General features: G+C 61.0%; 21 protein-coding genes. 6 read left to right on the forward strand and 15 right to left on the reverse strand.

Going from position 1 to position 21,296, the window contains the following annotated elements:
- Positions 1-73: 73 nt before the first annotated feature.
- From FAZ30_RS01185 to FAZ30_RS01200, 4 genes are all read left to right on the forward strand, one after another.
- Positions 74-904, forward strand: coding sequence for an EAL domain-containing protein (locus FAZ30_RS01185; RefSeq protein WP_124644698.1), 831 nt, complete (start codon positions 74-76; stop codon positions 902-904).
- Positions 905-1,033: 129 nt separating this feature from the next.
- On the forward strand, positions 1,034-1,666 hold the full coding sequence (gene upp, locus FAZ30_RS01190) for a uracil phosphoribosyltransferase (protein WP_124644697.1): 633 nt from the start codon (positions 1,034-1,036) through the stop codon (positions 1,664-1,666).
- Between the two features lie 90 nt (positions 1,667-1,756).
- Positions 1,757-2,395, forward strand: a complete 639-nt coding sequence (locus FAZ30_RS01195; protein WP_124644696.1) for a hypothetical protein — start codon at positions 1,757-1,759, stop codon at positions 2,393-2,395.
- A gap of 49 nt (positions 2,396-2,444) precedes the next feature.
- Complete coding sequence (locus FAZ30_RS01200) at positions 2,445-3,689, forward strand: uracil-xanthine permease family protein (protein WP_124644695.1); 1,245 nt, start codon at positions 2,445-2,447, stop codon at positions 3,687-3,689.
- 291 nt (positions 3,690-3,980) lie between these two features.
- On the opposite strand, the gene FAZ30_RS01205 is transcribed toward FAZ30_RS01200, so the two are convergent.
- The 3 genes from FAZ30_RS01205 to FAZ30_RS01215 form a co-directional block, all read right to left on the reverse strand.
- Entirely contained in the window at positions 3,981-4,499 is a 519-nt protein-coding gene (locus tag FAZ30_RS01205; RefSeq protein WP_137008427.1) for a GNAT family N-acetyltransferase, read from the reverse strand.
- Complete coding sequence (locus FAZ30_RS01210; protein ID WP_124644693.1) at positions 4,496-5,008, reverse strand: GNAT family N-acetyltransferase; 513 nt, start codon at positions 5,006-5,008, stop codon at positions 4,496-4,498. The genes FAZ30_RS01205 and FAZ30_RS01210 overlap by 4 nt, the downstream gene beginning before the upstream one ends.
- Before the next feature lie 147 nt (positions 5,009-5,155).
- Complete coding sequence (locus FAZ30_RS01215) at positions 5,156-7,984, reverse strand: FAD-binding and (Fe-S)-binding domain-containing protein (RefSeq protein WP_124644692.1); 2,829 nt, start codon at positions 7,982-7,984, stop codon at positions 5,156-5,158.
- A gap of 319 nt (positions 7,985-8,303) precedes the next feature.
- Between FAZ30_RS01215 and FAZ30_RS01220 the strand changes: the two genes are divergently transcribed.
- The gene (locus tag FAZ30_RS01220) at positions 8,304-8,858 is read left to right on the forward strand and encodes a hydrolase (protein ID WP_124644691.1); all 555 of its coding nucleotides are present in this window, start codon (positions 8,304-8,306) and stop codon (positions 8,856-8,858) included.
- A 401-nt stretch (positions 8,859-9,259) separates the two neighbouring features.
- Positions 9,260-9,592, forward strand: coding sequence for a DUF2322 family protein (locus FAZ30_RS01225; RefSeq protein ID WP_124644690.1), 333 nt, complete (start codon positions 9,260-9,262; stop codon positions 9,590-9,592).
- Between the two features lie 53 nt (positions 9,593-9,645).
- Here the strand turns inward: FAZ30_RS01225 and FAZ30_RS01230 are convergent, their stop codons facing one another.
- From FAZ30_RS01230 to FAZ30_RS01285, 12 genes are all read right to left on the reverse strand, one after another.
- Positions 9,646-10,893: an aromatic amino acid transport family protein gene (locus tag FAZ30_RS01230; RefSeq protein WP_137008429.1), complete on the reverse strand. Its 1,248-nt coding sequence runs from the start codon at positions 10,891-10,893 to the stop codon at positions 9,646-9,648.
- A 72-nt stretch (positions 10,894-10,965) separates the two neighbouring features.
- Positions 10,966-11,337, reverse strand: coding sequence for a nuclear transport factor 2 family protein (locus FAZ30_RS01235; RefSeq protein ID WP_137008431.1), 372 nt, complete (start codon positions 11,335-11,337; stop codon positions 10,966-10,968).
- Positions 11,338-11,356: 19 nt separating this feature from the next.
- The gene (locus tag FAZ30_RS01240; RefSeq protein WP_137008433.1) at positions 11,357-12,796 is read right to left on the reverse strand and encodes an FAD-dependent oxidoreductase; all 1,440 of its coding nucleotides are present in this window, start codon (positions 12,794-12,796) and stop codon (positions 11,357-11,359) included.
- A gap of 307 nt (positions 12,797-13,103) precedes the next feature.
- A complete protein-coding gene (gene rplI, locus FAZ30_RS01245) occupies positions 13,104-13,553 on the reverse strand; it encodes a 50S ribosomal protein L9 (protein WP_089085558.1) in 450 nt (149 codons plus the stop codon).
- A gap of 18 nt (positions 13,554-13,571) precedes the next feature.
- Complete coding sequence (gene rpsR, locus FAZ30_RS01250) at positions 13,572-13,799, reverse strand: 30S ribosomal protein S18 (RefSeq protein WP_028535202.1); 228 nt, start codon at positions 13,797-13,799, stop codon at positions 13,572-13,574.
- Positions 13,800-13,804: 5 nt separating this feature from the next.
- Complete coding sequence (gene priB, locus FAZ30_RS01255; protein ID WP_059287688.1) at positions 13,805-14,104, reverse strand: primosomal replication protein N; 300 nt, start codon at positions 14,102-14,104, stop codon at positions 13,805-13,807.
- 18 nt (positions 14,105-14,122) lie between these two features.
- Positions 14,123-14,500 (reverse strand): 30S ribosomal protein S6, encoded by a 378-nt coding sequence (gene rpsF, locus FAZ30_RS01260; protein WP_124644686.1) that lies wholly within the window; start codon positions 14,498-14,500, stop codon positions 14,123-14,125.
- 192 nt (positions 14,501-14,692) lie between these two features.
- Positions 14,693-14,968 (reverse strand): hypothetical protein, encoded by a 276-nt coding sequence (locus FAZ30_RS01265; RefSeq protein WP_137008435.1) that lies wholly within the window; start codon positions 14,966-14,968, stop codon positions 14,693-14,695.
- A gap of 82 nt (positions 14,969-15,050) precedes the next feature.
- Positions 15,051-15,377 carry a metal-sensitive transcriptional regulator gene (locus FAZ30_RS01270; protein WP_137008438.1) on the reverse strand — a complete coding sequence of 109 codons (327 nt, stop codon included), beginning with the start codon at positions 15,375-15,377 and terminating at the stop codon, positions 15,051-15,053.
- Between the two features lie 76 nt (positions 15,378-15,453).
- Positions 15,454-16,956, reverse strand: coding sequence for a multicopper oxidase family protein (locus FAZ30_RS01275; protein WP_137008441.1), 1,503 nt, complete (start codon positions 16,954-16,956; stop codon positions 15,454-15,456).
- Positions 16,957-17,170: 214 nt separating this feature from the next.
- Positions 17,171-17,926, reverse strand: coding sequence for a 23S rRNA (guanosine(2251)-2'-O)-methyltransferase RlmB (gene rlmB, locus FAZ30_RS01280; protein WP_137008443.1), 756 nt, complete (start codon positions 17,924-17,926; stop codon positions 17,171-17,173).
- Between the two features lie 84 nt (positions 17,927-18,010).
- Positions 18,011-21,277 (reverse strand): sensor domain-containing protein, encoded by a 3,267-nt coding sequence (locus tag FAZ30_RS01285; RefSeq protein ID WP_124644681.1) that lies wholly within the window; start codon positions 21,275-21,277, stop codon positions 18,011-18,013.
- Positions 21,278-21,296: the final 19 nt, after the last annotated feature.

Here is a 21,296-nt window from a genome sequence, read left to right on the forward strand (position 1 = left end):
CGCCTGCCTGTCTTACAATTCAGCAACAGCATACTGCCGGCAGCCCTCTGCCCTATCCCTACCGGATACCGCCATGACACCTTCACAAGCTCAAACCGAGCACGCCACCAGCCCAGCCACGGCTGACAATGGCGGTGCCATGCCCATCGATGAAATCTGGAAAGCGCTGGTAAACGACCAACTGGTGCCGTATTTCCAGCCCATCGTCGACATCCGCAATCGTCGCGTGCTCGGTGCCGAGGCCCTGGCGCGCTGGCGCCATCCGGCACTGGGCGTCTTGTCGCCCATCACCTTCGTGCCGGTAATGGAAGAGCGCGGCATGATTCGCGAGCTGACCGAGCTGATTCTGGAAAAATCGCTATATGCCTGCCGCGACTGGCTGGACCAGGGACAGGAATTGCAAGTATCGATCAACCTGTCCGCCCAATTGCTGGCCGACCCGCAACTGGCCAACCACCTGGCCCAGAAAACCAGGCTGGCCGGCCTGAGCCCGGCCAACCTGAGCCTGGAGTTTTCCGAGAGCACCCTGCGCCAGCACTGGGCCATGGCCGACACGCAGCTGCAAGCGCTACGCCAGGCAGGCTTTGGCGTGATGGTGGATGAATTCGGCATTGGCACCGGCCTGACCGACAAACTGCTGAGCAGCCATTTCAGCGGCCTGAAGATCGACCGCGCCTTTGTGCATGGTGCCGGTGACAACCAGCACCTGCGCGCCATTCTGGCTGAGGCGCTGGCCCTGGCCCAGGCCGGAGGTCTGAGCACGGTCGGCATGGGGGTGGAGGATGCCGCTGACCTGTCGGTACTGAGCGAACTGGGCTGCCATGCGGTACAGGGTTATATCTGTGCGGCACCATTGCCCGCTTCAGGGTTAATCCCGTGGATTTCCCAGTGGGAAAAGCGGTAGAATATCGCCCCATACCTCATTCAAAGACCGGCCATGGCAACAAGGCCGGTTTCGCATATCTGAAACAAGCTGCCTCTGCGCTCCACAAGATCGCAATCGGCAGCTTTTTCGCAAGGTTTGGGACCAAGCATGAATATCCACGTAGTCAACCATCCGCTGGTACAGCACAAACTCGGCCTGTTGCGCGAGGGCGATATCAGCACCATGAAATTCCGCCAGCTCACTCAGGAACTGGCGCGTCTGCTGGCTTATGAAGCCACCCGCGATTTTGAACTGGAAGCCACCACCATCGACGGCTGGTGCGGCAAGATCGACATCCAGCAGATCAAGGGCAAAAAAGTCACCGTGGTGCCCATTCTGCGCGCCGGCATCGGCATGCTGGACGGCGTGCTCGACCTGGTGCCCTCGGCCAAGATCAGCGTAGTGGGCCTGGCCCGCAACGAAGAAACGCTGGAGCCGGTGTCCTATTTCGAAAAATTCGTCGACAGCCTGGACGAGCGCATCGCCATCATCATCGACCCGATGCTGGCCACTGGCGGCTCCATGGTAGCCACCATCGAACTGCTCAAGCGCAAAGGCTGCAAGCAGATCAAGGCGGTGGTGATGGTTGCAGCACCGGAAGGCGTAAAAATTGTCAACGATGCCCACCCGGACGTGCAGCTGTATGCCGCCTCGCTGGACAGCCACCTGAACGAAAACGGCTACATCATTCCTGGTCTGGGTGATGCCGGTGACAAGATCTTCGGCACCAAGCACGCCTGAGTTTGCCGAATACCCTGTCAGCACGCCGCTCATCCGTACCGGAAGGGCGGCGTTTTTGCAGCCCGCGGCCAAAAGAAAAAAGGGAAAGAGATGAACGCCCATCAACAGATCGATAACGACTTTCTGCTGCGCTTTCCCGATGGCCTGCAGGATGCCGCGTGGCAGGCACTGGCAAAGAAACACCGCAGCGTGGATAGCGTCATCCTGCTGTGCCAGCAAGGGCTGACGGCGGAGCGGCTGCAGCAGGCCATCGCCAGCCAGCGCTATGCCGACATCACCGAAACCTGCCGCCAGATCATTGGCCGCAGCACTACGGTGAGCACCTTCGAAAAGATGGCCTTTCGCAATTACCTGGGCTTTCGCGATGTGCATGCGGCTTTTGTGCAGGCGCTCTATCGCTTGCTGCACCAGTTTGGCCCGGACAGTTTTGCCGATTTTGTCGAAGTGCTGCAGCTGTGTCGCAACGATGGCAATGCCAACCCGGCCAAGTGGCCGGTGGTGAGCTGTTTTCTGGCCTATAGCGACCCCGAGCGCCATGTCTGCCTCAAGCCCACCACCATCAAGAAAGTGGCGGCGCGGCTGGACGTGGACATTGCTTATCGGCCGCTGCCCAACTTTGACACCTATCAGCGGGTGCAGGCCATGGTGCAGGACTTCCGCCAGCACAGCCTGCTGGCTCGTCAGCAGAACAACATCATTGCCCAGGCCATCATGTATTGCACGGTCTGAGTCAGCGTCAGGCCGTATTTGCTTTTAACAAAAACAGGGAAACCCCATTATGTTCCAACACGTGAAGGTGGCCATCTCCGGCGCCCAGATCCTGTTCGTCGCTTTCGGCGCACTGGTTCTGGTTCCGCTCTTGACCGGCCTCAACCCCGCCATGGCCCTGCTCGGTGCCGGCATCGGCACCCTGCTGTTCCAGCTGTGTACCGGCCGCCAGGTGCCCATTTTCCTGGGCAGCTCGTTTGCCTTTATCGGCCCCATCATCTACTCCATGCATACCTGGGGTCAGGCCGCCACCATGTTCGGCCTGTTTGCCGCCGGTTTCATGTACTTCGTGTTTGCCGCCATCGTGCGCTGGCGCGGCATGGCGCTGGTCAACAAGCTGCTGCCACCGGTGGTGATCGGCCCGGTGATCATGATCATCGGCCTGTCCGTGGCCACGGCGGCTTCCGGCATGGCCATGGGCCAGGCGGGTGGCAAGCAGATCATGCCCTATGAAACCTCGATGCTGCTGGCGGCCATTTCGCTGGCAACCACGGTCATCGTTTCCATCTACGCCCGTGGCATGTTCAAGCTGGTGCCGATTCTGGCCGGTGTGACCGTTGGCTACATCGCGGCGGCTTTCCTGGGCGTGGTGGACTTTGCCAAGCTGGCCAATGCGCCGTGGTTTGCCGCTCCGGTATTCCACAGCCCGGAAGTGAACTGGTCTGCCGCGTTGTTCATGCTGCCGGTGGCCATTGCCCCGTCCATCGAGCATATCGGTGGCGTGATGGCTATCGGTGGCGTGACCGGCAAGGACTTCACCAAGACTCCCGGTCTGCACCGCACCCTGATGGGTGATGGCCTGGGCGTGTGCGTGGCCGGCCTGATCGGCGGCCCACCGGTCACCACCTATGCCGAAGTAACCGGCGCGGTGATGATCACCCGCAACTTCAACCCGGTCACCATGACCTGGGCGGCGGTGTTTGCCATCTGCATGGCCTTCTTTGGCAAGTTCAACGCCTTGCTGCAATCCATCCCCATGCCGGTGATGGGCGGCATCATGGTGCTGCTGTTCGGCACCATTGCTTCCATCGGCCTGAAAACCCTGATTGAAGCCAAGGTTGACCTGATGCAGCCGCGTAATCTGGTGATCATTTCGGTGGTCCTGACCGCCGGTATTGGCGGCCTGACGCTGAAACTGGGCGGTCTGGAACTGGCCGGCGTTGGCCTGTGCTCCATCCTGGCCATGGCGCTGAACCTGATCCTGCCGAAATCCGCGCCGCATCACGATGGCATCGTCGAAGGCCAGGATATCTAGCACCAAGCCTGCTTGCTCCTGCTTGATCCAGTTGACTGGAAATAGAAAAAGCGCGGTTCAACCGCGCTTTTTCTTTATATAAATCAGCAAGGTCGCATTATTACCATTGGATGTCCGGATCATGAACGACCGCTGGCCGGCCATATTGGATAATGTCGACACTTTGTTGAAGTTTTTTCAGGGCTTGTTGTGCATCATCAGGCCTCTGCCGTCAGGGCAGACAGCAAACTCCTTTGTTGTGTTGTGATTGAAAACGCCATCTTGCGATGGCGTTATTTTTTTGCCCTCAGTTCAAGCCGCCCCAGCAGGCGGACAGGCCCGCAGCCTGGCCATCTTCAACACATCCTCATAGCGACCATGCCGCAGCGCATAAGCACGCAGACGGGCTTCTTCGACAAAACCGTATTTGCGGTACAGCGCCAGCGCCGCCGCATTATCGTCAAACACCGTCAGTTCCACCCGATGCAGCCCCAGCCAGTTGTCCGCCAGCTCAAGCAGAGCCTGCAGCAGGGCTGAACCCACGCCCCGCCCCTGCCATTCGCGCTGCACAGCCATGCCGAGGCTGGCACCATGCGCCAACCGTGGTGAACTTTCCCGCCACAGCGAACCATGGGCAATCACCTGACCGTCGGCCGTTTCCAGCAACAGGTGGTGTTGCAGCGGCTCATTGCGCTCCAGCCGCTGTTGCCACAGCTGCAGCGAGGGATAAGGTAGCTGCAAGGTATTGCCATAGCAGAGCGGATCGCTCATCAGCGCCTGCAGCGCCCCTGCGTCAGCCGGCCCGGGTTTACGAATGTGATACCGGTTCATGCCTGTCCTCCCGCCGGCCAGTGCAGCCGCGCCATCACCACGCTGTCCACATAGCGGCCATCCTGCAGGATGTCCTGCCGCACCACGCCCTCATGCTGGAAGCCAAAGCGTTCGTAGAGCGCGATGGCACGCTGGTTGTCCTGCTGCGCCATCAGCTCCAGCCGGATCAGCCCCAGCCAGTTGTCGGATAGCTCCAGCAGTGCTTGCAGCAATGCCCGGCCCACACCCTTGCCCTGCCATTCATCACGCACCACCAGGAAAATGTCCGCCACGTGGCGACAGCGCGCCTGCGGCAGGATGTTGAGCCCGGCGCTGGCCATGACCTCGCCATCTGCGCTACAGGCCACCAGCCAGTGACTGTCTGATGGCAGCTGCTGTAGCCGGTGCTGCCAGTCGGCTACCGACTGGTAAGGCTGTTGCGAGGTATGGCGCACCACACCCGGAGCGGATTGCAGCCGCGCCATGGCGGCGGCGTCGTCCGGCTCGATGCGGCGAATATGAAATGACATGCGGCAATGCTCCTGTAAGCAGGTCCCGACCGGATAGCATGACATCATTACAAATAGAATGGCTGTTTAACAAGCGGATTCGCCAGACAACAGCCCCGTTTCATCGCTGAAAACGGGGCTGGTGCTGTTGATACCGCCTGGTTGCGCTTAGCGGCTGCGGCAGGCGCGGTCCACCAGGTACATCAGGTTCTGGTAAGGAATACCGGCGTTGGCCGACAGGCCGATCTCGCAAGTGACACTATTGGAGAAGCCACTACCGCAATCCTTGACCTGGGCTTTCAGGCCGGTCAAGGCACTGGTATTCAGCTCAGGATGGCTGAAGCCCTTGTCACCGGCAAAACCACAGCAGGTAATGCCTTGCGGCTCGATCACCGTGCTGGCGCAGCGCTTGGCCAGCGCATTGAGCATGACCGCCTGGCCGGTCTTGCGCATGGAGCACACCACATGCAAGGCCACGGACTCTGGCTGCGGCGTGAAGGCCAGATGATCGGCGGCGACTTCCTGCACAAAACGGGTGACGTCATACACCTGCAGCCGCTGGTCCTGCAGCCCTTCCAGCATGCTGGCGGTACACACGCCATTGTCCACGATCACCGGCCAGCGGCCGTTGTCACTGGCGGCCAGCAAGGCGGCTTCCAGCTCGGCCAGCTTGCTGGCGGCGGCATCCACCGCGCCCTTGGACTTGAACGGTGTACCGCAGCACAGGCCATCCATCTGCTGCGGATAGATCAGCTGGTAACCCGCCTTGCCCAGTACCGAGGCGACAACCTCGTTGAGCGGACGCTGGTCGGGCAGTGCTGCTGCCGGGGCAAAGGTGCGGGTGAGACAGGATGGCAGATACACCACCTTGCGCGCGCTGCCCCTGCCTTCATCCAGCCGCAGTTTGCTGGCCGCACGCGGGAAATACGGTGTCCAGTAGGGAATGCGCCGCCCCACCACCCGGCGCAGGCTGCGCATCAACAGGCCGGTGGCGGCATTACCGGCCACGCTCTGTACCGTTTGCAGGGCACGCAAGCCCAGCCGTGCGCCGGCGGTCGCCGTACCGTAGTGGCCGGCCAGGGTGTTGGCCAGGGCCTGGCCGCTATCGCTCAGCTGCTGCTGACGCAGCTGGCTGGTGAGGGCTCCGGTATTGATGCCCACCGGACAGGCGCTCTCGCACAGGCCACAGGTGGTACAGGTTTCGTCACCGGCATACTGGTAGCGGGCGCGCAAATCTTCCAGCCGCGCCGCGTCCTGGCCGCTCTGGCTGAGGGCAGCCATTTCCCGATTGGCCACAATGCGCTGGCGCGGGCTCAGGGTAATGGCACGACTGGGGCACATCACCTCGCAGAAGCCGCACTCGATGCACTTGTCGATCAGCGTATTGGCCGTAGGAATCGGCTTCAGGTTGCGGATGTGCAGCAGCTTGTCGTGGGTGATGATCACATCCGGATTGAGAATCCCGGCCGGATCAAACAGCGCCTTGATCTCCTGCATGATACGATAAGCCGCCGGGCCCCACTCCATTTCCACAAACGGCGCCATATTACGGCCGGTACCATGCTCGGCCTTGACTGCACCTTCGTACTCAACGGCCACCAGCCGGCACACGTCCTCGATAAAGGCTTCGTAACGCTTGATCTCGGCTTCGCCGGAGAAGTTGGGCGTGAACACGAAGTGCAGGTTCCCTTCCAGCGCATGGCCGAAGATGATGGCTTCGTCGTAGTGGTATTGGCGGAACAGTGCCTGCAGCTTGAGCGTGCCTTCGGCAAGGTGCTCGATGGGGAAGACCACGTCTTCGATGATGACGGTGGTTTCCGCCGCCCGCATCGCGCCCACGCTGGGGAACATGCCCTTGCGGATATTCCACAAGCGGGTGTACTGCTCGGCCACATCGGTGAAATGGATGCCGGACAGATTGGGAATGGCGGCGATATAGCCGCAGATGGCATGGATCTGCCCGGTCAACGCCACGGCATCACGGGCACGGGTTTCGATCAGGATGGCGGCCGCTGCATCGCCCAGGGTTTTCAGCTCGGCCGGCACCCCGGCCTTGTTCTCCACAGAACGCAGGCTGGCACGGTCCAGCAGCTCGGCCGAGGACACCACATCCTTGTGCTGCGCCAACAGCTGGATGGCATCGCAAGCGTCCTTGATGGTGGGAAACAGTACCAGTGCCGAAGCCTTGTGCGGCAGCTCTTCCACCGTGTGGTAGGTCACTTCCGACACAAAAGCCAGCGTGCCCTCACTCCCCACGATCAGGTGCAGCAGCATGTCTAGCGGATCAGCAAAATCCACCAGCGCATTCAGGCTGTAGCCGGTGGTGTTCTTCATCTTGTATTTGCGACGGATGCGCGCTTCCAGCTCGCCATCAGCCCGAATGCGCGCTGCCAATGCGGCAATGCCGTCCAGCAGGCTGGCATGCGACTGGCGGAAGGCCGCCACACTGGCCGCATCAGCGGTATCCAGCACCGCGCCGTCGGCCAGCACCAGCCGCAGGCTCTTGATGGTCTGGTAGGTATTCTGCGCGGTACCGCAGCACATGCCACTGGAGTTATTGCTGACGATGCCGCCAATCATGGCGGAATTGATGGTGGCCGGATCGGGGCCGATCTTGCGGCCGAACGACAGCAGGGCGGCATTGGCCGTGGCACCGATCACCCCCGGCTGCAGCCGGATGGCCAGGCCATCGTCCAGTACTTGTAGCGCTTTCCAGCCATGGCTGGCCACCACCAGGATGGAATCGCTCACCGCCTGGCCGGACAAGGAAGTACCAGCGGCGCGGAAGGTCACTGGCAGGCTATGCGCAGCAGCCTGGGCCAGCACCACCTGCACCTCGGCTTCGTCATGGGTCTGGATAACGATCTTCGGCACCAGCCGGTAACAGGAAGCATCCGTCCCGTAAGCCAGGGTGGATAGCGGATCAGTGAACACCCGTTTGGCGTCAATCACTTCGACAATGGCTTGATGAAACAGCCGGTAAGCACCTTGCAGCATGAAGTCTCTCCACGGCGCAGACAGCGGTTCTGTGTCGGCTTGCCACGCCAGTTGCACCATCCCTGCCTGCGCTGAACTGCAGCACAGCCCGGATGGTCCCAAGAATGTTGAAGCGGCATAGTGCCACATCTGGCTTTTTCGCCCATCAAGGGATTACCCTGTCAGCCAGACAATTTATGCATAGTGAGAGCCACTAACACCTGGAGCAGTATTGCGCCTGCTGGCCGTACACCTTGTACTGTCTGCGCCGGCGAACCTTGCCCCAGCGACGCTACGCTATTTTGTTGGCGGTTCTCAATAACAGAGAGGGGACACAGACATGCTGATGCAGATCGATCAGGCCACCCTGCTGGTGGTGGATATCCAGGACAAACTGCTACCGGCAGTAGACCAGGCCGACGCCATGCTGGCTGCCAGCCTGTGGCTGGTGGGGGTGGCCCACGATACCGGCCTGCCGGTGGTGTTTTCCGAACAATACCCGCGCGGACTGGGTCATACCGAGGCCAGCCTGCTGGCCACCGCGCCACAGGCCACCGTGGTGGAGAAGCTGCACTTTTCCTGCGTGGCGGCAGAATGTCTGCCCGACAGCCTGCTGGCGCGCAAGCAGGTGATTGTCTGCGGCATGGAAACCCATGTCTGCGTACTGCAGACCGTGCTGCAACTGCTGGCCCTGGGCAAGCAGGTGTTCGTGGTAGCCGATGCCGTAGCCAGCCGCCGCAACAGCGACAAGCAACTGGGGCTGCAACGTATGCAGGCAGCCGGGGCGGTATTGGTCAGCCGGGAGATGGTGCTGTTCGAAATGCTGGGAGTGGCCGGCAGCGAACTGTTCAAGGCCATGAGCAGGAAATACCTGATGGGGGTGCAGCCCGCCTGATGGGGCGGCACAAGGTTGGTCGTCTGGCCGAAGGGTGGTCCCTTCGGCCAGACCGGCCGGTGGCGGCTATGCCGCTCTGTTTTCTCCTTTGCAGACTGGCGCAGGACGGTGATGGAGGGTCGAAACAGCCATCACCCGTCGCCAGCTACTGCCATCCCTATAGCAAACAGCGTGCCATATTTCCTAAAGCACTGATATGGCAGACATTAGCTGACACCCATTCCGCACATCTTCGGTTAGCGATGACTGGCAGCAGGGAAAATGCACCAATACAGTGCCTTATTGCACCAGCAACATCCCACTCATGGACAATGCGCAAGCACAGGCCGCAGCATCACTCCTGTGCTAGCATCTGCGGCTATCCTCCACCTTTTGCCAGCACCACGCAGGAACACAAACCCATGACCACACCCACCTTCAAGGACATTCTGGACACCCTCCCCGCTACTACCGGCATTGCCGCCATCGTGCTGCTGGACGCTGCGGGTGAGCCGGTCACCCGCCTGGAAAACCAGCCGGGCACCGCCGGCTCGGTACGGGTCTATCACGCCCTGATCAAGCAGCACGGCCATCTCGACCGTGCCGCGGCACAGGAAGGCCTGGCGCTTTATGCCGAACATACGGCCGATGCCCGTCAGCATCCGGGCAAGCACCCCAATATCGACCGCCTGCTGGCCATTGCCGAAGCAGATGCGCCCGGTTTGCGTGCCCGCATCGTGTTGCAGGACGACTAAACGGCACTCAGCGCGAGCCGGCCCTGCACTTGGCCGGCTATCGCCCCCCAGCCTTACCAGCTCTCCGGCAACACGCCAAACAGTGATACCACCGCATACACCCCGCTGAGAAAAAAGGTGGCCATGATCAGCCACTGCACACTGCGGTGGGCATACCAGCCACAGACAAACTCACTGCTGACATCGCCCCGCTGCCGCGCCGCATTCAGCAGCAAGACCGGGATGATGCCCATCAGCACGCCACCGAAAGTCCCGGCGAAATACAGCGCATTGACGAAGCTGGCAATGCCCGAGTACGCCAGCAGGAAGGGCGGCAGTGCCACCACCGCCAGTACTATCAGCCGTTTTGACTTCTGGGTTTCGCTACCCAGGCGGAAGTGGTCGAAAATATTGGTGAACAGACAGCCACCCAGCCCCCAGTAGGAAGTCAGCATGGCCAGCAGGGCAAAAATGTTAGCGGTGTAATAAGCCCACTGCCCCAGTGCCCTGCCCCAGCTCAGCGTGGCCACCTGGGTGAGGTTGTCGCTGCCCACCAGCGCAATGACCGAAGCAGGAATCAGCGCCACAAAGACAAAGGTCAGCGCCATGCCACTCATGATCAGCCGGGGCAGTTTACGCGGGGCGGACAGATTGCCGCGCACCAGCTCGGGTACCAGAAACTGGGCACCAAACACAAATACCGCCAGATTGAACACCGGCACCACATACTGCCAACGGCTGAGCCACAGATTGCTCAGGCGCGCATCCTGACTGGCGATGGAGGCCAGAATCAGCGCCAGGATAATGACAATCATGCTGATGCTGATCACCTTGTTACCCGCGCCCAGCACCTTCAAGCCCAGATACAGCACGGCCACCGACGGCACGATGAACAGGATGCTGCCCAGCTCCTTGCTCATGCCATAGCCACCCAGTAAATCCAGCAAGATGCTGCCACTACCCGCCATATAGGCGGTCAGTGCGCCAAAGCTGTTGGCCGCCACCGCCAAAAACAGCAGCCAGCCCCCCAAGCCGCCCAGATAGCGGCTCGCCAGGCCGCTAAGCTGACGGTTGCCACGGGTACGCAGCGCCACCTCGGTCAGGTAGAGCATGGTAATGGTGCACAGCACACAGGTAATGGCCAGACAGAGCAAAAGCGGGATATAGCCGGTCTTGCGTGCGGCAAAGGCCATGCCCAGCACGCCAGCCCCGATATTGGTACCAAAAATGATGCCTATGGTTTCCAGCCCGCTGATGGGCAGGACCTGCAGGCCGGAGTCTTCATGAGACGGTGCCGCTGGCGCAACTTCGCTTGAATGCATTGGAGTACTCCGGAAATTGGACAACAAGACTGGAGCAGCCGACCGGCGCAGCGGCACGGATGGCTACAGATTTCACTGCGGATGCGAGTACAGCTTGAAAGCGATGCGCCAGCGCCCCTGGCGCTTGAACAGCGAGACATAATCGGTAAATACCCGCCCAGCCAGTGGCGTTTGCAATTCGGCCATGGCGGCATTGCCGCAGAGACGGATCTCACCTATCTGCAATCCGTAGGGTGCACCCTGAGCATGCGGCGAGGGCCGGCTTTGCAGCAGGCTGCGGTATTGCGCCTGATCCAACCGTGTCTCGGCCCCTTCGACATCACCCAGCAGCAGGGCATCGGGGCGGAAAGCTTCTTCCAGTTTTTCCGGTCGGCCGTAATACAGAGCCTCGTAATAGGCAGTCAGTGCCTGGCGGATCTGTTCCAGGTCGGATGAGCAGGACATGCAGTTCTCCAGATGGGGTCTAGCGGGAATGGGCAGCAGTAGTCTTGGTGGGCGACAGGCCAGAAGGAGCCAGCTTGCACAACTGCTGCATCAGCCAGGACGGCTGGCGGTTTTCATCGGCAGCCAGGTCGACCTGCCCTACCGCATGGCGTACCAGCCGGCCACCCAGATAGCGGAAGGGTTCGGGCGGAAAATCACGCTGCAGGCCATGTACCAGACCACAGCGCGCCCATTCGTTGTCCAGCTGCAAGGCCAGTGTGGCCAGAATCTTGCCGCCCAGCATGGAGGGGCCGACGCCATTGCCGGAGTAGCCGATGGCATAGAAAACATTGGTCTGACCGGGCAAGGCGCCAAAATGCGGCAGGCCGTTACGGGTACGATCGATCGGCCCGGTCCAGTTGCTGACGATGTCCGCTGTCTGCACGCCCGGATAGGCGCAACGCAAATGGGCAGCCACTGTGGCGGCGATGCCGGATGCGCCATCCAGCTTGTCGGCCAGCCTGGCGCCGTACACCAGTTGCTCACTGCCACCGCCCTTGCCGAAGACGATGCGGCCATCCGGTGTGGTGCGGTAGTAGTGCACTAGCATGCGGCTATCGGAAATGGTCATGCCATTTGTCCAGCCGATAGACTGCAACAAGTCAGGCAAGGGCCGTGTCATCACCACATCACTGGACACCACCACAAAGGCCTTGCGGATGTCGGCAAACTGCGCGGCCCAGGCATTCATCGCCAGAATCACCTTGTCGGCACGCACGCTGCCATGGGTACATTGCACCCGCGCCGGTACGCCACCGTCCAGCCGCTCCATTGGTGAAGACTCGTATACCTTGACCCCAAGCCGACGGGCATGGCGCAACAGACCACGCGCCAGCATGGCGGGCTGAATGGAGGCCGATACCGGCTCGAACACCCCGTCCAGATGCAGGCTGGAACCACTCAGCTGCGCCGCCTGCCCTGCTGCCAGCCGCTGGTAGGGATGCTGGCCCAGCTGCTCCAGCCGGCTGACCGTACTGTCCCAGGTGCCAAGCTGGGCCGTAGTCGTGGCTGCCCACAGCCAGCCATCCAGCCGCAGCTGGGCATCGATGTCATGTTGCTGGCAGAAAGCCTGCAGATCGACAATGGCCTGCGAAGATGCCCGGCACAGGCGCAGGGCTTCGGCTTCGCCGCACATCTTGGCCAGCGACTGAAACTTGGCCCACAGGCTGAGCACAAAGCCGCCATTGCGGCCGCTTGCCCCGCTGCCGCACAGTTTGGCCTCGACGATGACGACCTCGGTATCGGGGTTGGCCTGCTTGATTTCGATGGCACTCCACAAGCCGGTAAACCCGCCCCCCACAATGCAGACATCAGCGCGGATATCCTGCCGCAGTGGCTCGGGGGAAACCGGCCCCTCCGCTGCCAGCGCCTCGGCAAGCCAGTGACTGAAAGCACTACAGTGGGATGCGGTGGAGGACATGCCGTACTACTCCTTGTGTCAAGACAGGCAGCTACCGTTGCCAGGAAGCCACTAACAACAGGGGCTGCCTTCAGTGCAGGGCGAAGCTGTTGGAAAGATCAGCAGGGAGCTTATTTGAATTGGCCGGGCAGAATGATGGGAAAGAACTGAAACAGCAGCATGAAAGGAGTTGAGCCTTGCCAGTAAAATCCATGGCAGGAATCAGGCAGGAGAATGCAGGGAAACGCAGCGAAATACCGGGAGAGCAAGACATGAAAAAAGCCCGCCGAAGCGGGCTTTTCCTTGAAGCAGAATTCCGGAAAGGGAATTAGGCTTGACCGACCACAACAACCTTGATCGGAGCAACCACGTCGTGGTGCAGGGCGATTTCGATGTCGTACTCACCGATGGCCTTGAACGGGCCGTTCGGCAGGCGAACTTCGAAACGCTTGATTTCCACGCCGAATGCGGTCACGGCTTCAGCCACGTCCACATTGGTCACGGAACCGAACAGACGGCCATCCACACCGGCTTTTTGCGCGATGGTGATAACAGCGTCAACCAGCTTTTCAGCACGAACCTTGGCATCGGCCAGGATTTCAGCTTGCTTGGCTTCCAGTTCGGCGCGACGAGCTTCGAACTCTTTCAGGTTGACTTCGGTAGCACGCTTGGCTTTGCCTTGCGGGATCAGGAAGTTACGGGCGTAGCCGTTCTTGACCTTAACCACGTCACCCAGTTGACCCAGGTTGGCAACTTTTTCGAGCAGAATGATTTGCATCTTAAGTCCTTTCCCGGCTTAGTGTTGGTCGGTGTAAGGCAGGAATGCCAGGAAGCGAGCACGCTTGATAGCAGTGGTCAGCTGACGCTGGTAGCGAGCCTTGGTACCGGTAATGCGAGCCGGGATGATTTTGCCGTTTTCGGCGATGAAGTCTTTCAGCAGATCAACGGATTTGTAGTCGATATCCTTGATGCCTTCTGCCGTGAAGCGGCAGAACTTCTTGCGCTTGAAGAGTTGACGAGCCATTTTGACTAACCTTTTACAAATTCAACATATTCGATATTGAGTACCAACCGCGGATTTTTCAGACTGCGCTGGGATAGGAATCCGGTGAATGTCACCGCGTTTCCTGCCAGTTTCCCGGCATGTTTCCGGGCGTCTTCTCCAATCAGCACGGCCTGGATTTCACAGGCCACATCGCGTTCGAACCCGCCGGCAGTCTGTCTAGACTGGTGCCTGATCCACATTTCCACCACCGGAATACCGGCAGGGGTGTAACGCAGGGCTTCTTCGCGTTCGACCGTCGCGGTCAATACCAGACGGTTCTGCAAGTCCTTGTCTCCTGCCAATTAGGCAGCAGCTTCGGCCTCGGCTGCCGGCTGCTGGGAATCCAGCAGGTTCTTGGCCTTTTCGTCCTTCATCATCGGGGATGCGTCGGTAACGGCGCGATCCAGCTTGATGGTGAGGTGACGCAGAACAGCGTCGTTGAACTTGAAGGCGTGCTCGATCTCGGCCAGGGTTTCGGACTGGCACTCAACGTTCATCAGAACGTAGTGGGCTTTGTGCAGCTTCTGGATCGGGTAAGCCAGTTGACGACGGCCCCAATCTTCCAGACGGTGAATCTTGCCTTCAGCGGCCAGAACCATGCCCTTGTAGCGCTCGATCATGGCCGGAACCTGTTCGCTCTGGTCCGGATGGACGATGAACACGATTTCGTAATGACGCATGTTAACTCCTTATGGCTGTTTAGCTTTTTGCCATGCGGTTGCAAAAAGCAAGGTAGTGAAACCGCAGCATTCTACGCACTTAATCCTGCTGCGGCAAACAAAATCGGCCAGAGGCTGCGGCACAGCGCCGCCGGCGTGGCAAAAGCAGCAAAGCGGCTGGCGGCTGGCGGCTGGCGGCTGGCGGCTGGCGGCTTACAGTCGTTTGTCGCGGCGGATGTCGCTGACCAGGCCATTGTGCAGAATCACCAGCGTGGTGTAGGGCAGATCGGCATCGCCCAGCCAGAACAACTGCCGGTCGCCGTTGGCGGCGGGATCGGCACGCACATAATCCGGCTTGCCGGCCGCTTGCAGCAGCTCGGCTTCGCTCATGTCGCGGTGCAGGTGCATGAACTGCTCGAAAGGCAGCGGGTCGGCCAGCGACCACGACGACAACAGCAGGCCGGCCAGCACGGACAATACGGTTTTCATCTCGGAGGTTTCCTGAAAAGGGAGGGCAACAGAATGCGGCAAAGAATGTTGTTATTCAGACCCGCTAAAGCGCTATTAATGGTTAACGGACTTTCTTCACCACCTCGATCAGTTCGGTCACCATGCCGGTGGCGTCGCCCTCCAGCAGGGCCTTGCTGACACAGCCTTTCATGTGGCTTTCCAGCAACTGCATGGATACCGCATCCAGCGCCGATTTCACCGCGGCCACCTGGGTCAGCACATCCACGCAGTAGCGGTCGGCTTCCACCATGCCGCTGATGCCACGTACCTGCCCCTCGATGCGCGCCAGCCGCTTGAGCAGGGCCGACTTGTTCGGCTGCACCACGCTCTTGCCGGCAACATCGGGCGGCGTGTGACAGCAGGCATCGGTTTTCGGGGCAAGGCTCATGCACACTCCGCTATCAAATAAAAATCAGGCCTGCCAGTGTAACACCGGCAGTCCCTGGCTTGCGCGGCAGCACCACTCAGGCTTGCACATCCAGCGTGGCCATCATGCCGGCGTCTTCATGTTCCAGAATGTGGCAGTGGAACATGCGCAAGCCGGGCAAGCGCTGGACAAAGCGCAGCCGCACCGTTTCGCCTGCCGGAATGTTGACGACATCACGCCAGGCCAGGAAGGGTTCGTCCTGCCACACAACATCGTCAGTGCGGGCGATCACCTGGAACTGGGTGCCGTGAATATGGAAGGGATGATCCATATGCGCCTGGCTGACGATATCCCACTCTTCGACCTGGCCCACCTTGCCGGTGAAATCCACCCGGTCCATGTCGAACTTCTTGCCATTGATCAGGAACATGGCCGCCGGATCAGCCATGTTTTCGCTAAAGTTCACCACCCGTTTGACGGCAGGCGCACCCAACGGCGCAATCGGGCGCAGCGTTGTCGGCAGCTCGGCCGTGGCCTTGCTGCCGCTACGACTGATCGTAGCCAGGGTGAGGGTTGTGCTCTGCTCCGGCCCCATGGCCTTGCCACGGTTGTAGGGTAGAGCCTGCAAGGCAGATGCTTGACCAGCGGCAAAGCGCCCGGTGATGACGATCTCCGCCCGCTCACCGGGTGACAGCAGCAGCGTCTCGATGCGCCGTGGCGCAGCGATCAGCCCGCCATCCGTCCCCACCAGCTGTATGTCGTGTGCGGGCAAGGCCAGCTTGAGGATGCGCGCGCTGCTGGCATTCCAGATACGCCAGCGCTGCCGTTCACCTTCGGCCAAAGCAATCACCGGCTGCCAGCCGCCATTCACCAGCACGAACTGGCCTTCGCGGCCATCATGCTGGTCTGCCGCGCTATTGGCAGCGATCTGGCCGTGGGCATCCAGCTTGAGATCAGACAGCACCAGCCATTGCTCGGGCAAATGCGCCAGCGGGTCGTGACGGCTTTTCACCACGAATACCCCGGCCAGCCCCATATAAGCCTGCTGGCCGGTATAGCCATGCGGATGCGGGTGATACCAGTAGCTGGCGGCACTATCTGCCGGTAGCCGGAACGGGTAGTCACGCGTCTGGCCGGGTAATACCGGATCATGCGGATTGCCATCCTGCGCTGCCGGTACCGGCATGCCGTGCCAATGAATGGTGCTGGGCTGACTTAACTGGTTGGTAAACCGCAGGCGGACTTCATCGCCCTCCCAGGCGACGATGGCCGGGCCGGGAATCTGGCCGTTATAAGCCCAGCAGGTGCTAGCCGGCTTGCCCGGCAGCAGGGGCAGTTTAACCGGTGCGGCGGCAAGCTGCCCCACCAGGTGGCCGGCTGCGCCGTGGTTTTCCAGCCGGGACAGCGACGGCAATGGCAGGCCACGCGGCAAGCCGAGGCTGTCGGCGGCAGGCATGCTGGCCGCACCGGCAAGGCCATGCCCCATGGCAGCGTGATCAATGCCCGGCATGTCAGTCATGCTTTCAGCCCAGGCCTGGCGTAGCAGCAAGGGGGTCAAGGCCAGCGCGCTGCTCCACTGCAGAAAATGTCTTCTGTCCATGTATTGGCTCCGTCAATTAGAGAGAGGCGGTGAACACGGTGCGGCCTGGCAAGGCAGCCAGCACCTCCACATACCCCCCAAGGGTATAAGCACCATAGAGCAAAGTATAGCCAGCAAGGTTCCGCAATGGATCAGCGAGATTGTAAAAAGCTGTCCTGCATCAAAAAACCCCATGCCGGGGCATGGGGTTGGCAGGGAGCGGCGATGCGCTGGCTCAGCTGGCTTTTCCGGCGGCCAGCACCCGCTGGCGGCGGCTTTCGGCCAGCACCATGCCGGAGGAGACCGACACATTGAGGCTTTCCACCGTGCCGAACATGGGAATGGACACCAGCACGTCGCAGTGTTCGCGGGTCAGGCGGCGCATGCCCTCGCCTTCCGATCCCATCACCCAGGCCAGGGCGCCGGCGGCATCGACATGGAAGAGATCGGTATCGGCCTCCATGGTGGTACCGGCAATCCACACTCCGGCGTCTTTCAGGTCGCGCAGGGTGCGCGCCAGATTGGTCACCGTGATATAGGGCACTACTTCGGCGGCGCCGCAGGCTACCTTGGATACGGTGGCATTCAGCCCGGCCGAGCGGTCTTTGGGGGCAATCACGGCATGTGCGCCCATGGCATCGGCCACGCGCAGACAGGCACCCAGATTATGCGGGTCGGTAACACCATCCAGAATCAGCAGCAGCGGCGGTTCGGCCAGGTTTTCCAGCACGTCGTCCAGATCGACATGGTTGCGGCTGGCATCAATCATGGCCACCACACCCTGATGGCGGGCATTGCCGCTCATGCTGTCCAGCCGCGCCTTGTCGACGATGTGCAGCTTGATGCTTTCTTCGCCGGCCTTTTCCAGTACCGCTTTGGCCCGTTCGTCCTGGCGGCCGCCGGCCAGCCAGATTTCGAGCAGGCTCTTCGGGTTCTGCCACAAGCGGGCGTTGATGGCATGAAAGCCGTGAATGAGTCGCTTGTTGCTCATGCGCTTGAAGCCTTGTAAACGGGGAATGGCCGCTATTGTAGCCGCAAAGCCGGGCCGGCTGCTGCCAAACTGCGCGCCACCCCGCTACAGACCGCCCTGCCAGTCGGCCATGATGGCCAGCCGCGCCGATTGGCTGAGCTGCGCGGCCAGCGCAGGAAATTCGGCAGCCGGCACCGGCTTGCCAAAGTGATAGCCCTGCAACAGCGTGCAGCCTTTGAGTTCGAGGAAATCCGCCTGGGCGGCATTTTCCACCCCTTCGGCCACCACGCTGAACTTGAGCTTCTTGGCCATGGCCAGAATGGCTTCGGCAATGGCGACACTGTCCTCATCGCCGGGCAGGCCATCGACAAAGGAGCGGTCGATCTTCAGCGTATCCAGCGGGAAGCGCTTCAGATGCGACAGCGAGGAATAGCCGGTGCCGAAGTCATCGATGGACAGCCAGACACCCAGCGCTTTCAGTTCGCCCAACTGGTGCACGGTTTCCACCGGGTTCTGCATGATCATGCTTTCGGTGATTTCCAGCTCCAGCCGGCCGGCTTCCAGCCCTGCGGTCTGCAAGGCGCGCGCCACATTGTCCACCAGCGTGCTCTGTTCGAACTGGCGGGCCGACAGATTGACCGCCACCCGTGGCACATGCAGGCCGGCCAGATCCCAGGCCTTCAACTGGCGGCAGGCTTCCTGCAACACCCAGTCGCCAATCGGCTTGATCAGGCCGGTTTCCTCGGCCAGCGGGATAAAGCGCAAGGGCGGGATCAAACCCAGCTGCGGGTGACGCCAGCGGATCAACACCTCGACCCCGGACATGTCGCGGCTGGCGGCATTGAGCTGCGGCTGGTAGTGCAGTTCGAACTCGCCCCGCTCCAGCGCCTGACGCATGCCGTTTTCCAGCAGCAGGCGCTCGAAGGTCTGGGTGTTCATCTCGGCGTCAAAAAACTGATAGGTGTTCTTGCCGGCATCCTTGGCGCGATACATGGCGACATCGGCATTTTTCAGCAGGCTACGCGCATCGGTGCCGTCATTGGGAAACACGCTGATGCCGATGCTGCCGGTGACACACACCTCGTGCTCTTCCAGCCGCAGGCCGCGGCCGAGCACGGCGAGGATTTCCTCGGCCAGACCGGCCAGTTCCGACTGATCGGCAAATTCGGTCAGCAGCAGGGTGAATTCGTCGCCGCCCTGCCGCGCCAGCAGGCCGCGTTCGCCCACCGAATTGGACAGGCGGATGGCAATTTCGCGCAGCAGCTCATCGCCGGATTGATGGCCAAAGGAGTCGTTGATCAGCTTGAAGCGGTCCAGATCGATGAACATCACCGCCAGCGGGCCGGGTTCGCCACTCATCTCGACAATGGCTTGTTCCAGCCGGCTGATCAGGCTGCTGCGATTGGGCAGGCGGGTGAGCGGGTCGTGATTGGCCAGAAACTGCAGCCGCTCTTCGGCCTGCTTGCGCACGGTGATGTCGGAAAACACCGCCACGTAATTGCTGTGACAACCAGCGTCATCGCGCACCAGCGAGATCGACAGCTCGGCCGGGTACCAGTCGCCATTCTTGCGCCGGTCGCGCATTTCACCCTGCCACTGGCCGTGCAGGGTCAGCGCCTGTTGCATCTGCAGGCTGGTCACATCGTCGCTATCGACAAAAATGCGCGACAACTTGCCCAGCGCTTCGCCTTCCTCGTAACCGGTAATGCGGGTAAAGGCATGATTGACGGCGATGATGTGGGCGTCGGCATCCAGGATCAGGATGCCCTCGGCCGAATTCTCGAATACCTTGGCGGCCAGCTTGAGGTTAGTATCTGCCGCGATACGGTCTGAAATATCCACCACCACGCCGATCAAGGCCGGCTTGCCATCGTATTCCACCAGCCGGCTGTGCACTTCCAGGTCGACCAGATGGCCGTCGCGGCTGATGGCGCGGGTGGTGTAGTGCATGATCTGGATATTTTCGCGCAGCCGGCGCTTGATCTGCAGCCGGATGCGGCCAGCTTCGCTGGCGGGCAGCAGCCGCTCCAGCGCCATATTCTGCATCTCCTGCGGCGGATAGCCGACGATGTCGGCCAGCTTGGGATTCACATACACCAGCTTTTCGTCCTGCATGATGTAAATGCCCACCAGGGTCTGCTCCACCAGCGCCCAGTATTTGTCTTCGGCCTCTTTCTTGGCTTGTTGCTCTTCGCGGCTGCGGGTGATGTCGGTGTCCACGCTGCCCACCCCGGCCGGCCGGCCCTGGCTGTCGAACAGCGGAAACTTGCTGACCAGCATGGTGAAATCGCTGCCCCCTACACTGAAGCTTTCCTCGAACTGGCGCGGCTCCAGGCAACTGAGCACCACCGCGTCCTGTTGCTTGATGCGGCTGGCGTCATCCTCGGTGAAATAGTCTTCCAGCACACTGCCCACCATGGCGTGCTCGCACACCCCCAGCATGCGGCTGTAAGCACGATTGGCCAGCAGAAAGCGGCCATCCAGCCCCTTGAGCGACATCATATTGGGGCTGTTGTTGACCAGTGATTCCACCCGCGAACGGAATTCGTTGAGCTCGTCTTCCTTGCGCCGCTGCACATCGCTGAGCGTGGCCACCAGCACGGCTGCCACAATGAAAGTAAGGCAGAGCACGGTGTCGTTCATCAGCTCGGCCACGCCGGCATGCAGATACAGGCCGGGCATGAAGCTGGGCAGCGACAACAGCAGGCACAGCAGCGAACCGGACAGGCAGGCCCCCAGCAGCCGGCCACGGAAGGCGGCCCAGATCAGCAGCGGGAAGAACAATACCGGGCGGGGAAAGGGCAGGCTTTGCGCACTGCTGACCATCGAAGCCCACACCACCAGCATGACCAGCAGAATCAGCAGCAACTCCAGCAGGCGGCGCTGCTCGGGCCAGCCAGGCATGCGCAAGAGTGGCAGCCAGCAGGTCATGGCCAGCATGGCGCAGCCGGCAGCCAGTGCGGTCCATTGCATGACCTGTGGCATGGCGCCATACCACAGCGAAAACACGCCGAGCATGGCCACCGGCGGGGCCAGCAAATAGGCAGAGACTTCCAGCAGCCGCCATAGCAACTGGGAAATGGCCGAGCCATCTTCCACGCCGGAGTCTCTCTGCAGCAGGCGTGCGCCGGGCAGCATCAGCAGCAGCGATGCAGAAAGGGCCAGCGCCCATGGCCAGGCCAGCCACTGCATGCTGATCAGCCATGCCGCCACCGGCCAGCGCCAGGCCACGCCTGCGCCACGCCAGAGTAGCCAGCCGGCAAACAGGCCGTGCGGCAGAAAACCATATAAAGGAATTTCACCCAGCGCCTGTCTGGGCCATAGCAACAAGCTGGCAGCGAACAGCACAAACGCCCCCCAGCTTGCAAACATCCCCTTTGTATTCACTCTC

The organism is Aquitalea aquatilis (assembly GCF_005155025.1).
Classification (GTDB): Bacteria; Pseudomonadota; Gammaproteobacteria; order Burkholderiales; family Chromobacteriaceae; genus Aquitalea; species Aquitalea aquatilis.

Bases quoted from the DNA above. Each gene is read 5' to 3' on its own strand.
- FAZ30_RS01185 (WP_124644698.1), top strand. From the start codon at position 74: ATGACACCTTCACAAGCTCAAACCGAGCACGCCACCAGCCCAGCCACG.
- upp (WP_124644697.1), top strand. From the start codon at position 1,034: ATGAATATCCACGTAGTCAACCATCCGCTGGTACAGCACAAACTCGGC.
- FAZ30_RS01195 (WP_124644696.1), top strand. From the start codon at position 1,757: ATGAACGCCCATCAACAGATCGATAACGACTTTCTGCTGCGCTTTCCC.
- FAZ30_RS01200 (WP_124644695.1), top strand. From the start codon at position 2,445: ATGTTCCAACACGTGAAGGTGGCCATCTCCGGCGCCCAGATCCTGTTC.
- FAZ30_RS01205 (WP_137008427.1), bottom strand. From the start codon at position 4,499: ATGAACCGGTATCACATTCGTAAACCCGGGCCGGCTGACGCAGGGGCG.
- FAZ30_RS01210 (WP_124644693.1), bottom strand. From the start codon at position 5,008: ATGTCATTTCATATTCGCCGCATCGAGCCGGACGACGCCGCCGCCATG.
- FAZ30_RS01215 (WP_124644692.1), bottom strand. From the start codon at position 7,984: ATGCTGCAAGGTGCTTACCGGCTGTTTCATCAAGCCATTGTCGAAGTG.
- FAZ30_RS01220 (WP_124644691.1), top strand. From the start codon at position 8,304: ATGCTGATGCAGATCGATCAGGCCACCCTGCTGGTGGTGGATATCCAG.
- FAZ30_RS01225 (WP_124644690.1), top strand. From the start codon at position 9,260: ATGACCACACCCACCTTCAAGGACATTCTGGACACCCTCCCCGCTACT.
- FAZ30_RS01230 (WP_137008429.1), bottom strand. From the start codon at position 10,893: ATGCATTCAAGCGAAGTTGCGCCAGCGGCACCGTCTCATGAAGACTCC.
- FAZ30_RS01235 (WP_137008431.1), bottom strand. From the start codon at position 11,337: ATGTCCTGCTCATCCGACCTGGAACAGATCCGCCAGGCACTGACTGCC.
- FAZ30_RS01240 (WP_137008433.1), bottom strand. From the start codon at position 12,796: ATGTCCTCCACCGCATCCCACTGTAGTGCTTTCAGTCACTGGCTTGCC.
- rplI (WP_089085558.1), bottom strand. From the start codon at position 13,553: ATGCAAATCATTCTGCTCGAAAAAGTTGCCAACCTGGGTCAACTGGGT.
- rpsR (WP_028535202.1), bottom strand. From the start codon at position 13,799: ATGGCTCGTCAACTCTTCAAGCGCAAGAAGTTCTGCCGCTTCACGGCA.
- rpsF (WP_124644686.1), bottom strand. From the start codon at position 14,500: ATGCGTCATTACGAAATCGTGTTCATCGTCCATCCGGACCAGAGCGAA.
- FAZ30_RS01265 (WP_137008435.1), bottom strand. From the start codon at position 14,968: ATGAAAACCGTATTGTCCGTGCTGGCCGGCCTGCTGTTGTCGTCGTGG.
- FAZ30_RS01270 (WP_137008438.1), bottom strand. From the start codon at position 15,377: ATGAGCCTTGCCCCGAAAACCGATGCCTGCTGTCACACGCCGCCCGAT.
- FAZ30_RS01275 (WP_137008441.1), bottom strand. From the start codon at position 16,956: ATGGACAGAAGACATTTTCTGCAGTGGAGCAGCGCGCTGGCCTTGACC.
- rlmB (WP_137008443.1), bottom strand. From the start codon at position 17,926: ATGAGCAACAAGCGACTCATTCACGGCTTTCATGCCATCAACGCCCGC.
- FAZ30_RS01285 (WP_124644681.1), bottom strand. From the start codon at position 21,277: ATGTTTGCAAGCTGGGGGGCGTTTGTGCTGTTCGCTGCCAGCTTGTTG.